The organism is Desulfovibrio biadhensis, from assembly GCF_055388615.1.
Genome location: NZ_AP042477.1, coordinates 1,129,589 through 1,142,571 on the forward strand (window position 1 = coordinate 1,129,589; position 12,983 = coordinate 1,142,571).

Here is a 12,983-nt window from a genome sequence, read left to right on the forward strand (position 1 = left end):
AATTTGACAGCATTCTGACAAATTGACAGTATTCTGTCAATATAGGCCGGATGAAATAATAATGGTGCGTCAGCTGTTTTGCTATCGCACAGCAACACCGCAGAATGTATTTGAAAAAAACTATTCAGGAGGGCAACAGAAGTTACGCCGGCTCAAGGCTGGATTCCAAAACACCAAGCGCGTCCAGCGCCAATTCGTATTCATACTCTTCAGCTAGCGATTGCAAATCATTGAGCTCTGCCTGATCAAAATAGGAGTGCATCTTTTCCAAGGCGCTGGAAACGGCTACTGGCTGGGCCGTCGCCAATGCGGTGCGCATGGAGGAGATTGCAGCGCGCATGGCGGCTTCATCGGTTTTCTCGACTTTTCTCTGTCGGGGGCGCTCAGGTTCGCGTACCCCCTCCAGACTGCGTAAAAGACTACCAAGCTCACGCTCCACCGCCGCTACATGCTCTGCGCTCGTGATCTTTTTCTTGCTCGCGTCGTCCAGTTCCTGGGCCGCTGCTTGCAGAGCCACCGCCCCAATACTCCCAGCGCTTCCTTTAAGACTGTGCGCTTCACTGCTCAGGGTAGAATAATCACCGCGCCCCCATACTTCACGAAGACGCACTGCCGTATTCTGGTTGGCGTGGCGAAACTTGCCCAAAATGCGCCTGAACCCGTCATTATCCAACCCCAACCGCTGCATCGAAGCCGCAGCATCGAGCCCCGAAACCGTCGCCAGATCGGGAGCCACACCAAACACAGTCGACGTATCCAGGCGCCTGGGCTTGTTCACCTTCTTTTCAGATGTCGCAACCGTCAACCCACTGCAATATTTGACCAACGCCTGGATAAGCGTTTTCCGGTCATAGGGTTTGGACACAATGCCATCCATACCAGACACACGGCATTGGGTCTCTGTCTCCGACCCGGTCCGCGCCGTAACGGCTATAAGCGGCAACCCTGCAAATTGCGGCGTTCTGCGCAGTTTCTGGGCAAATTCAAACCCATTCATTTCAGGCATCCGCAGGTCAACAAGAACGGCGTCGCACCCTTCCCGCCCCATTTCCTCCAGGCGTTCCCAGGCCTCCAGGCCATTATCAGCCACAACCGTTTGCATCCCGGCGCTTTCCAGGATGGCGGCTGCAATCTCCTGGTTGGTGGGGTTGTCTTCCGCAATCAAAACACGCATGCCTGCCAGCGCAAGCCCCTGTGCGTCCTGTTCTATACTCTCTTCGCCTGTCGGGGCGTCTTTTCTATCCCCAAACAACTGCTCCAGCGCCTGCCCCAGGGTCTCCTGCAGGTAGGGTTTTCCCAGCAGACCATCGATGTGCAACATGTTTGCTTCCTGCAAACCCTTGTCTTCAGCAAACGCGGTTATGAGTACGGTGGGCAACTTCAGCTTCAGTTCATCGCAAATGCGCCTGGCCAGTTCAAAACCGTCCATTTCAGGCATTCGCCAATCGATCATCAAAGCGTCGAACATGGGTATTTCGCCCTGCATCGCGGCCTGCAGGGTTTCCAGCGCCGTTTCGCCATCTGCCAGGGCCGTATATGCCACCCCCAAAGCCTGCAACTGCGATGAGGCCACTGAACGCCCGTATACGCTGTCATCCACCACCAGCACGCGCTTCCCTTGAAGATTGGGAAATTCTTGCATCTTGCCTGCGTCCGGATGCTTTTTAAGGGCAACCGAAAAGGTAAACGTGCTTCCTTCACCTGGCGTGCTGACCACACCTATTTCACCGCCCATGAGCGCCACCAGCCTTTTGCTGATGGACAACCCAAGCCCTGTGCCCCCGTATTTGCGGGTTGTCGAGGCGTCCGCCTGGGTAAACGGATTGAACAACCGCTCCTGCTGCGCATCACTGATACCTATTCCCGTATCCGTAACGCTGAAATCAAAGAGAAGCCGATCATTTGCCGCAGCGTCCTTAATACTGCACCCAACAACGATACTGCCCCCTGATTCTGTAAACTTCAGAGCATTGCCAACAAGGTTGATGAGCACCTGTTTGAGCCTGAGGGAATCGCCTATCAGGCGTATCGGCACTTGAGGCCGGATGTGAAAAAGTAATTCGATTCCTTTCTGCGTTGCGCGTGGGGAGAACAAGCCCCGAATCTCATTCAGCAAGAGCGTCAGAGAAAACTCCCCCTCCTCCAGCTCCAGCCGGCCTGCTTCGATTTTGGAAAAATCGAGTATCCCTTCGATGATGGCCAGCAGCGATTCAGCCGAAGTGTGGACAATATCAATATACCGCTGCAGCTTTGGCGTGAGGTTTTCCCATCTGGCCAGGTCTGTAGCCCCAATGATGCCGTTGAGCGGCGTGCGAATTTCATGGCTCACGTTGGCCAGAAATTCGCTTTTGGTCTCAGTGGCCGCCTCTGCGGCTTCCTTGGCCAGGCGCAATTCTTCATTCACAGCTTCCAGGGCCTTGGTGCGCTCGCTAACCTGCTGCTCCAACTGTTCGCGAATCTCGTCGTCGCTCCGTTTCAGGGCTTCTTCGGCCAAGCGATGCGCCGTCACGTCCTGCATGCTCACAACCATACCCATGGGGGCGGCGTCGCGCCCGCCATATAAAGCGCCGCTCATGATTACGTACCGGAGTTCCCCGTTCCGGGTCAGGCGCGCTGTCTCCAGCCCATGTACCGTGGTGCCCTGCTCCACGGCGTGCATGAAGTGGTCTGCCTCCTGGGCGTATTCCTGAGGCACGAAATCAGGCTGCTGCCCGAGAACATCCTCCTGCGACCACCCGAAAACCCGTGAAAACGCGGGGTTGCAGTAACTGACCCTGTGACTCATGTCATAAACCAGCAAAGGATCAGGGGTGGAGTCCATGGCCGTACGGTAGCGCTCTTCGCTCTCTCGCAACGCATTGCTGTAGGCTTCGAGCCTGATCATGAATTCGTTGAAAAAGGCCGATAACCTGCCCAATTCATCCGGGGGGCCGGGATCCGTGCGTACGGAGAGATCGCCTTTTGCACCCCGCTCAAACTTGCCGATAAGATTTTGCAAGGGACGTGTTATGTAGCTTCCTATCCAGAAACTGAAAGGAACGACCAACAGCATTGTCAGGATAAACGACGCCAGCACCGAAAGCTGCAAGAGATGCAATGGGCGGTAATATTCATCCACCGGAACCGTGGAGACAACCACCCAGCCCAGATCGGGAATATCTCTGTAGACAGCCAGTCTGGTGCGGGCAACTGCATCATCGCCCTCCTTCCAACTATAGAAAATGCGGCCGTTCCTTTGCGACATGAAGGTTTGCAGCACACGTCGGGAGTCCTCATTCTGCGGATCAAGCAAGCCTGAATCAGGAGGTCCGATGATGGCATCGCCATTCCCGTCAAAAACATAGACTTCGCCATGCATACTGGAAGAGACGGATTCCATGCCCTTTCGAAAATCATGGGGGTTGATCAGGGCGCGAAATTCTTTTTGATAGGAAGAAGAGCAGATGTACCAGTCCCAAGCCGCGTGATACTCAACGAAGACCGCCTTGGAAACTTCATGCAATTCACCTGGGTTGCGCCAGAGATATTCGACATACCCCCCGCTCCCCGTCTCCAGGATTTCCTGCACAAAGGGCAAGGCGGAAACATCCTGGCCTTGCACTGCGGAACTGGGGTGGACAAGCACCCTGCCCTGGGAATTAAGCACGAAAACATAGCCGGAGGGACCAATGGATTGCCGCAGCAGCGTGGATCTGGCGCGATTTCTGGCCTCGCCTTCGCTCAATTCTCCCTGCTGCACGCGCAATTGGTAACGTTCAAGGATCTGCAGATCCGTCTCCGCCACGCCGCGCAAATAATTGCGAACAGAGAGTCTGGCGCCGGCCAGCACCATGTTGAGAATGGAACTGGTGCCATTCTCGAGCTGCTCCTCCATATTGCCGAGCATGAGCCCCCTGACCTGGTTATAAACCAGGCTGAACACCAGCAACATGGCCAGCAGGACCACAAAAGCAAATGTACTCAGCAGTTTATAGCGGATCGGGAGCGCGGCAATTTTCGAACGAAGCCCCATTGCACCACCTGTGTAGTGTATTCGGCCGCCTTCCCCCCGTACCAACAGCCGCCTACCCTTCTATTTGGCAGACACGACGCGGTCAAGTGCCTGGCATCCCTCGCCCTTGCGGCTGTCCTGCCACTGCAGTAAATAATGCAGGTCATGTCTGAACTACCTGCTTACACCATACGCCGCAGCACAAGGGCCAAGCGAGCCAGCATCCGCGTACTGCCGGGGCACGCCCCGGGAGGCTCTGTAGAGGTTGTGTTGCCAGCGATCTACCATGGCAGCAAAGCCGAAGAATATGCCGCGGCAATGGTGCGTGAACGCGCCGACTGGATTCGCGCCACCCTGCGCAGACTTTCGGTAAACGCGGCGCCCCCGTGCCTTAAGCCACAGGAATTGAACCTGCGTACGCTCTCTGAAATCTGGCCTGTACGATATGGGGCGGAATCCAGGAGTAAACTGCGGCTGCTGGAAAACGCCAGAGAGCTTGTCTTTCTGGGGGCGCCTACGGATGAAAAAGCCCACGCGCTTCAACTGCAAAATTGGCTCAAGGAAAAGGCGCGGCAAGAGCTTACGCCCCTGGTGCGAGAGCTGGAAAAAACAACAGCCCTGTACAGTAAAGGCGTTCAGGTTCGGCTGCAAAAGACACGCTGGGGGAGCTGCTCCAGCCGCGGCACCCTCAGCCTGAATGCGGCCCTGCTCCTGCTGCCCCCTGAAATGACGCGCTACGTGCTATTGCACGAGCTCTGCCATACGGCGTTCATGAACCACTCCCGCGACTTCTGGTCACTCCTCGTGCAGGTGGAGCCCCGCTCCTTGGAGTTGGACAAGGCCCTGAATACGGCGTGGCGTTTTATTCCGGCATGGGTGGCGGTGCGCTGATTGCGGCTGCATCCGCCTGGCTGTGCAACGCAGCGGGCAAAGGGACCATTTCCAGCCCCAGAACAGGAGCCAGCCCCTCAAGCACGGCAAGCATCTCTCTACGCTGGGAAGGGGAAAAGACCACAACGGCCACCGCCTCCCACGGATCAAGCACCGTGGCGTAGCCAAGGTTGTCATAACCTTCGAGAAAAAACCGAAGCCGCGCAACATTTGCGCGGGGCAACTTCACATAAACCCGCTCAGAACGACACGGTGGCGGCACCATCCTGGGCAGACGGCGCCGCTTTCTGCCTTTACTCACAAAACCCTCGCGCCGTCTTCGGTAATCTCGATCATATACTCCCAACGGATGCCCCCCCATTCGGGGTCATAGAGCCCAGGCTCCACGGTAACGACCATACCGGGCTTCAATTCGCTTTCCGTACGGGGGCCCAGGCTGGGTGGCTCGTGCGTCTCCAGGCCAATGCCGTGCCCAAGCGCATGGGTGAAACGCGATTCCACGCCATGGGAGACAAAACTGTCTCTGGCCACGCCGTACAGATCCATGATGCGCATGCCGGGGCGCGCTGCTTCAATGGCCTTGTTCTGGGCTTCCTGCACCATGTCGCGGGTCTTCAAAAAACGATCGGACGGCTTGTCGCCTACCCAAAAGGTCCTGGTCTGGTCAGAACAGTAGTTGTCCACACGGCCGCCGATGTCCACCAGAACCATGTCGCCTTCGCGTATCTGGGTCTCCCCAGGGATGGCATGCGGCAGGGCGGCATTGGGCCCCACGGCAACTATGGAGGCAAAAGAAAGCTCGCTTGCGCCAAGCTCGCGGAACAGCTTTTCTATTTCCCAGGCCACCTCGGCCTCGGTGCGCCCTGGCACTAAAACTTCCGGCACGCGTTCGCAAACCATGTGGTTGACCTTGATGGAGCGCTCCATGCAGGCCATTTCATCGCTGTCCTTAATCACCCGATGCCGCTCGATCATACCCCGTGTAGGGTGCAGAAAGAGTTCCTGACGCAGGAAATCATAGGTATCCACGTTCATGGACTTTGATTCGAATCCAACACGCGCCTGAGCGGCGCCTGATGCGTTTTTCAAAAAAGTACGCTGCTTCTCGCGTTCTACACCAGAAGAAATATGGATGTACTCCTCATCCCAAAGACGCTTGGCCGCGTCATAGTATCTGGGATCGGTAAGCAGCCAGTCCTTGCCCTTGGCGGTAATAAAGAGCCAGCCTGCTGTCTCGTTGCACTGGGGGTCGTGCAGTTCAAAGCCGCTCAAATAAAACCGATTGGCAGCATGGCTTACTATCAGGGCATCAAGCCCTTTTTCCTGGAGGCTATAGCGCAGTTTCTCCCTGCGCATCGCGTAAATGGCGGGATTCATGATATATATCTGCCCTTATCTGTATCGAACATCGTTATTATTTCCAACTGCAGCAATCAAACGCAACATGGTGCGGCGTTACACTTTATACGTTGTTTCGGCTTTGTCCAGGAGCATATGCTCGGCCCATTCCACCCCTTGCATCAGGGAGTGGTCCATATTGGACACTTCGTATTTCCAGCCGCCAAAGCGCCCCCGTGACCAAATACTCTGTTCTTCCAACCAGGGAATGAGTTGCGCGAGGGCTTTGTCTCTGTGCAGCGTTGGTACAGGGTATCCATAGTCCACCGCCATTTCCCAGCGGCTGACGATCTTTTCACGATGGGCGGCATCGAGCATGGACGTGTTCACCAACCCATCCACGGTTTTGTCCATGAGTGAGGCAATGTCCTCAGGCTTGTGGCGCGAATAAGATGTTTCGGCCATGAGTCCCCTGGCTTGCCCGGCAGGCGTTACATTATTCGGCGAATAGTTATGGAAGTTCGTCAGCCGGTAATAGGGGCAATTGTCCTCCGGAAAATACATCCAGCACGTGGGATCGTCCCGCGTATCGGCCACGCCCACGCCCCCGACGAAAACGCCGTTGTGCTCCAGCAGGCCGGCCGCGTCATGCATGGCGTCTGGGGCATGACGAAGCTGCTCACGCACAAGTATGTCCAGAGGGCCAGTGGAGAGCAGGTGCTCGTAGTGTATTTCACCTTTGCAGGTGGTAGCGGTCTTATTTGCCGTGTCGATCTTCGTAACAGCGCAATCCGTGACAATGCGCTCCTGGATGCGACGGGCCACCTTGCGGTAAATCTCTCCGGTGCCGCCATGCAGCGGAAACCGAAAGACATTGTTCGGCCCCCAGGCTACATCATCCTGTTGCAGCACCAGATTATGCAACACTTTTTCCAGATCGATGACGCTGACTCGCTCGCCAATCCAGGTGTACCCCATCTGCTCTGCCGGGGTGGCCCACACCTTGAAATTATAAGGGCGCATGAATAAACGGGTGATTCCCTGGCCAAAAACGCGTTCAAACCATTGGGCAAAATTATTGGGCGGGTCCTCGGGTCTGCGCCCGGGCAACAGGCCTTGCACACACTCCCACTGCAATTCCGTCGGCAGGTGGCGGATGTTGTTCTGAAAAGGGTACGGCACCCAGGTGTCAGCAAGCCGCACACGCGCTATGCGCTGGTGCTCGAGATAGCGTCCTTCAAGGGCTTCATCCAGAACCTTGTCGTAATAATCGTAATGAGAAAAAACAACGTGCCCCCCAATATCCCAGGTAAAACCAGCCTTATCCGTAAAGCTGGCGGACAGCCCCCCTACGTAGGGGTTGCGTTCAAGCACGAGAAAATTGCTCTCACCAAGCTCGTGCAGCCTTACGCCGGCGCCCAGACCAGTGGGGCCTGCGCCAATTATCAGGTATTTAACCTGCACTGTAAGCTCCTTACGCTATAGCGTTTAGACAGTCACAGTCTTTCCGCCAGGTCATGGATGCCCATAACCTGTTCGAGGACGGCAATCTTGCGCATCAAATCATCGGCGAGCAAACGCCCTTCCGCATGCCAGAGGGCGACCAGTTCTTCTGCGGAAAAGCGGTTGACGAGCTTATAGCGATTGCCCAGCCAATTACCCTTTGCCTGGTTATTCATGGAGGCGGCGCGTCCGCTCCGCTTGCGGTGGTGCACGGCCAGCCCCCCTTGGTAGCAGCAAAATCGCCCTTCCATTGCATTGCGCAAATCCCGATCTAGATCATCGTATTGGGAGGGCGTGTATCGCAGGTCAAAGCCCATGCCCCGTAGGCTGTCCGTTTGCATAAGATGACAGCATCCCGTTACAGAAGCGCAGGGGCGTATGTAGTCAAATTGCCCCCTGTCTGAGACCTGCGCATGAAGCTCAGAGATGTGAAAAGGCTCCATGCTGGCGCAGTGTGGATCAAATAAAACGCGGGGCGCGCCATCTTCGTCCGTGGGCAATTGCAAGTGCATATCCGCGCTCTGTATGATTTCAGGCGCTTTATGATCCATGACCCTGCACCCCCAGACGGCAGCTTCAGGACAGGTTTGGCGGGCTGCATGCAGCAACTCCAGCCAATCCGGCGGGGGCAGCGCATCGTCATCCAGATAGGCAACGTATTCCATCTCGTCCAGTTCGGACATGGCGGCCAGCCAGTTACGCGCAGCAGGGGCTCCGACATTCACCGGTAAACGCAACGTTTTCAAACATTCGCACCCCAGCCTGTCTCGCCAGGAGGCGAGCACATCAGGTGTTGCGTCGGTCGAGCCATTATCAAGGGCGATTATCAGAGAAGCGCCCCTGCTTTCAGCAAGGGCCGCCAAAGTGGCATCCAGATAATCCGCCTTATTGTAGCTGTAGACAAGAACAGCTGTGGAGGCGAATTGCATCAACTCCTCAACAGGCAAAACAGCCGCATGGGCCCGTAACAACAGGTTAGTATGCCAGGGGCGTTTTTCAATGGCCTGTTTCCAATATTCCATGGCTTCATCACGCCATTCCAGACGCCAGCACGCCTCTGCGCAGCGCTCCAGCGGCGCTTGCCATCCACGCGCCAGGGGGTGGTTCATAGCCTGGAGATAGGCGTCTTTTGCCGCGGTGTACTCACCCGCAACAAAGAGAAACTCGCCACGCAAAAAATCCGCCATGGGCGCAAAGGCATCCTGCTGCAGAACCTGAGCGCGCAAAACCCGTTCGCTGGCCTCCCGCCCCTGTCCGGTCATCATGCCCAGTATGACTGTCTGCTCGCACCAAAACAGGTTGTGACCATCTGTTTTTAAGGCGTCGCAGGCGCAGGCAAAGGCTTGTTCGTACTCCCTGTTTTTGGCCAGGTGCTCAAGCGGCAACCCCTTTTCCGCCTCTTCACCATCCGTAGGCAGCCGCCAGGAGGTAATCACCGCCCGCAGCAACGTTTCAGGGATTTCAAGGACGCCCTCTTCTACGGCTTTGGCCCGTTCCAGCACTTTTGCCGCAAACACGCCATCCAAAGGATAATGCTCCCAGGCTGCGAGCTGCAATTCAAGGGCCAGTTGGTGCGCTCCCTCTCCTGCTGCAAAGGCGGCCGCTTCATCGAGATGATCCGGCCCCACACTGCCCACAAGCAGAGCGCGCCTGGTCCGCTGCGGCAGCCGCTGCCAGTATTCGGAAAGCGCCATCAGTCTTCCTCGTCCACCGTATCAGACGCAGCAAATGTCTGCTGCAGGGCGCGTTCCAGTTGGCTCTCCGTCACAATATCCCGCAGCACCAGCGGTGTTCCGGAGGCGTCTCCAGTCGGAAACAACGCCACCACGGGAATGCTCTGGCTGCCGAGTTTGCGCAAGAGGGCCTGCGCTTCCGGATTATCTTCGGTCAGGTCAGCCTGTACAAATACAAGGTCAAACCTCTCCCCCCATCCTTCAAGATTGTCTTTTGCCAGGGTTGTCTTTTCCAGCACCTTGCAGTTTGGGCACCAATCCGCGGTAAAATCCACCATCAGGTTTCGTTGCCCCTTGAGTTCCGTAAAGCTTTCGGCGTCAAAAGGAAGCCAGACGGATTCCCGGTCGGGCGGCTGAAAGGCCCACAAACCAACCACCAGCACAACGGCAAGGGCAGCAGCGCGGACAGCCAGTCGTTTGCCTTTTGGGTCGGCCAAATTGGTCCAGGCGCCCCACATCCAGGCAGCAAAAGCCACGGCCAAAAGCAGCACCAGCGCCGACATGAAGTACGATGTGGGCAAAATCGCCAGCAGATAGACACAGGTGCCCATCAAAAAGAAACCCACCAATCGTTCCAGAAAGATGGTCCAACCACCTGGCTTGGGGAACAGCCGCACCAGCCCGGGCTTGAACGCCATCAAAATATAGGGCAGCGCCATTCCCAGGCCAATGCACAGAAATACGGTTACAATGGTGGAGGGCGCCTGCGTCAATGTCCAGCCAAGCACACCACCGAGAAATGGGCCACTGCAAGGCGTAGCCAGTAAGGTTGCCAGCAGCCCAGTGAACATGGCCTGCAACCGGGGATTCTTGCTCGGCCCCCCTGTCTTCAGGTCGATGATGGGTAGATCAAACAGGCCGAACAGACTCAACCCCAGACCAAAGACAACGGCGGTGACGCCCATAATCAGGCCAGGTTTTTGGAACAGCTGCCCCCAGGCGAGTCCTGCGGCACCCAGGACAACACCCAAGACCACAAAATATATAAGGATTCCTACAGCAAAAAAGACGTTGTGCTCGCGAAACCCTCGCGTTTTGTGAGCAGATGCATCAACACCGGCTGCAGCCACAAGAGTGGAAAGCTTCAGGGAAACCACGGGCAGAACACAGGGCATGAAATTCAAAATAAAGCCCGCGAGGATGGCCAACAAGGCAGCCTTGCCAACGCCCTGCACTTCCAACTCTGGTTGAAAATACTCTGGCACTATATCCAGCGCTTCAATGCCGGCGGCGCCTTGGGTTATGGAATCAGCCCCGTCGGCCCCTTCTATGGAGTCAAGGGGCGCTGCTCCCAGGGCATCCGCTCCGGAAAGGTTGCGGGGGTCGGGCTCCCCTGCGGAAAGGGCAAGATAACGCGGCCACCAGGATTGCCCTTCTGCGCTCTGCAGCGCGTTCGGGTCAAAATCGGGCTGGTCCACCAAAAGCTCGTGGCGTACGGGCCAGCAACTGGTGTCGGAACACAGCAGCATTTCCAATTCGCCAACCAAAAACAAGGAAGCTCCCGGGTCCCCATGCAAAGCGACAAAAATCGGGGTCCGCTCGTGAAAGACCTCCACCATGATGCCAGGGTCGAAGGCATCCGGCTTGAATACGCCCTCAGGGTACAAAATTTCCGCTTCCACACCAGGCGGTGGTGTGATGGAAAGCACCGTAGGCTGGCCCGTCTCCCCCGGTTCATGACCATAGGCGTAATAGCCTTCTGCCGGAGTCAGCCAGACGACCAACACCAGGGGGGCTTCCCCTTCTGGTGGTGCATCTACACGAAAAAGCTGTTCTTCCACCATAACGGGTTGCTGTGTGGCGTTGCCGCCAGCCAGCGTAGCCCCGGAAACGTACTGCTGCCCTGCAACTAGCGACAGCAAACACACCAGCAATACCAAGGGGAAGAAAAGAACCCTGCGCATCACAGCAACCACACCTCCACCTGAGCGCCTTTGGCAATGCCTTCGCTTTCGGCCGGCACGCGCACCAAGCCATCAGCCTCCACCAGCGTTCGCAACAAACCGGACTTGCCCAGTCTTGGCCAGGCCGTGGGGAGTTGTTCGCCCCTGTGCTCCAGCCTGACGCGTACATAATCTTCGCGTCCCTGCTTTGATGCCAGATTCTGCGCCAACACGGCAGGGCGCACACAGCGTTTATTTTCGTCAAAAGCAGTGGCATCCCCCGCCAGATGACGCATCAGGGGTTGCCCCAGCACCAACATGACCACCTGGGCGGAAGCCACCTGTCCCGGCAGCCCCAGGATAGGTTTGCCGGCAGCCCTGGCGACAATTGTCGGCTTTCCCGGGCTGAGGGCAACGCCATGGAGCAGTATCTCTGCATCTGGCAACGAGGTAATCGCCGTGGTGGTGAGATCGCGCACGCCGATGGAACTGCCCCCTGAAACAAGGACTGCGTCGCACTCATTAAGCGCCTTGTGCATGGCGTCGGTGAGCTGCTCCAGGGTGTCCGGCACCAGGCCATAAGATTTTGGGGTGGCCCCTGCCTGGCGCAGCAGGCAGGACAGAGCCAGCGAGTTGACATCGCGCACCTGCCCTGGCTTTGGCGTGGACTCCAGCGGCACCAGTTCATCTCCGGTGGACAGCACCCCCACAACAGGGCGGCGCGCCACTTCTACCTCCGCAATGCCCAGGGCAGCCAGCAATCCCAGCTCCGGCACGCCAAGCCTTCTGCCTGCCGGCAGCACGGCTTTGCCTCGGGCCGCATCCTCACCGGCGAACATCACGTTGTCACCAGGCGCCAGTGAGCGCTGCGCTTCGATGAATCCTGCGCCCAAATCGTCGCTGTGCTCCACCATCAAAACAGCGTTGGCGCCTTCAGGCAGCGTGCCCCCCGTTGTGATGGCGGCGCATTGCCCAGGTTCGATCGAGAATTCAGGCAACGAGTCGATGTGCACGGACCCCGCCAGTTGCAAGTAGGGCGCGTTCGATTCAGAAGCGCCAAACAGGTCCTCTGCCCTGACAGCATACCCGTCCATGCAGGAGCGATTAACAAGAGGCAGGTTCTCCGAAGACACGACTTCGGTGGCGAGAACGCGGTCAAGGCAGGCATCGATGGGCGCGGCTTCACCCGCCAACGGAGCAAAACCGCGCAACACCTCAATGCACTTCGCAACACTGACTATCTCGAAAAAACCCTTGAGCATGGGCGCCTCAACTGATGGCTTCACGTTTTTTAACAGCCTCGGCCTTGATTCTGTCCAGCAGTTCAGCAAGCACGGGTTTTACGTTTTCCCGCAGGTCGCCAGCGACAACGATGACAAGCAGATCATCACCAGGGCGCAGCTCGCCTTCCGCCGCTTCCACAACAACACGGAAAATACCCGGCTTTTGCTCGTATTCCTTACGCAGTTCTTCGATGAGAGCCTTGTCCGGAAAGACTTCAACGCTTGACACGCTTTTGTGCCCGTCTCTGGACCAGCCCCTGACCACGCCATTGTGCGCCAGAACCATGCCCACGTTTTCTACGAAGCCAGGTTCCTGCTTGAGTTTATTAATAATTGCACTTACATCCATGATGTTCTCCTT

9 protein-coding genes are annotated in these 12,983 nt (G+C 56.9%); 1 reads left to right on the top strand and 8 read right to left on the bottom strand.

What is annotated here, in order from left to right; translation table 11 throughout:
- Positions 1-142: 142 nt before the first annotated feature.
- Complete coding sequence (locus tag ACZ5EH_RS04995) at positions 143-4,012, bottom strand: response regulator (protein WP_464277033.1); 3,870 nt, start codon at positions 4,010-4,012, stop codon at positions 143-145.
- A 144-nt stretch (positions 4,013-4,156) separates the two neighbouring features.
- Between ACZ5EH_RS04995 and ACZ5EH_RS05000 the strand changes: the two genes are divergently transcribed.
- Complete coding sequence (locus ACZ5EH_RS05000) at positions 4,157-4,882, top strand: M48 family metallopeptidase (RefSeq protein ID WP_464277034.1); 726 nt, start codon at positions 4,157-4,159, stop codon at positions 4,880-4,882.
- Here ACZ5EH_RS05000 and ACZ5EH_RS05005 read toward each other — a convergent pair.
- From ACZ5EH_RS05005 to ACZ5EH_RS05035, 7 genes are all read right to left on the bottom strand, one after another.
- A complete protein-coding gene (locus ACZ5EH_RS05005; RefSeq protein ID WP_464277035.1) occupies positions 4,854-5,111 on the bottom strand; it encodes a DUF4911 domain-containing protein in 258 nt (85 codons plus the stop codon). The two genes, ACZ5EH_RS05000 and ACZ5EH_RS05005, sit on opposite strands and share 29 nt — an antisense overlap.
- Positions 5,112-5,179: 68 nt before the next feature.
- On the bottom strand, positions 5,180-6,259 hold the full coding sequence (locus ACZ5EH_RS05010; protein WP_464277036.1) for a M24 family metallopeptidase: 1,080 nt from the start codon (positions 6,257-6,259) through the stop codon (positions 5,180-5,182).
- A gap of 78 nt (positions 6,260-6,337) precedes the next feature.
- Positions 6,338-7,684, bottom strand: a complete 1,347-nt coding sequence (locus ACZ5EH_RS05015; protein ID WP_464277037.1) for a protoporphyrinogen/coproporphyrinogen oxidase — start codon at positions 7,682-7,684, stop codon at positions 6,338-6,340.
- A gap of 32 nt (positions 7,685-7,716) precedes the next feature.
- Entirely contained in the window at positions 7,717-9,417 is a 1,701-nt protein-coding gene (locus ACZ5EH_RS05020; protein ID WP_464277038.1) for a glycosyltransferase, read from the bottom strand.
- The gene (locus ACZ5EH_RS05025) at positions 9,417-11,360 is read right to left on the bottom strand and encodes a protein-disulfide reductase DsbD family protein (RefSeq protein ID WP_464277039.1); all 1,944 of its coding nucleotides are present in this window, start codon (positions 11,358-11,360) and stop codon (positions 9,417-9,419) included. Before ACZ5EH_RS05025 ends, ACZ5EH_RS05020 begins: the two co-directional genes overlap by 1 nt.
- Positions 11,360-12,601, bottom strand: a complete 1,242-nt coding sequence (locus tag ACZ5EH_RS05030) for a molybdopterin molybdotransferase MoeA (RefSeq protein ID WP_464277040.1) — start codon at positions 12,599-12,601, stop codon at positions 11,360-11,362. Before ACZ5EH_RS05030 ends, ACZ5EH_RS05025 begins: the two co-directional genes overlap by 1 nt.
- A gap of 7 nt (positions 12,602-12,608) precedes the next feature.
- On the bottom strand, positions 12,609-12,971 hold the full coding sequence (locus ACZ5EH_RS05035) for a molybdenum cofactor biosynthesis protein MoaE (RefSeq protein WP_464277041.1): 363 nt from the start codon (positions 12,969-12,971) through the stop codon (positions 12,609-12,611).
- Positions 12,972-12,983 lie beyond the last annotated feature (12 nt).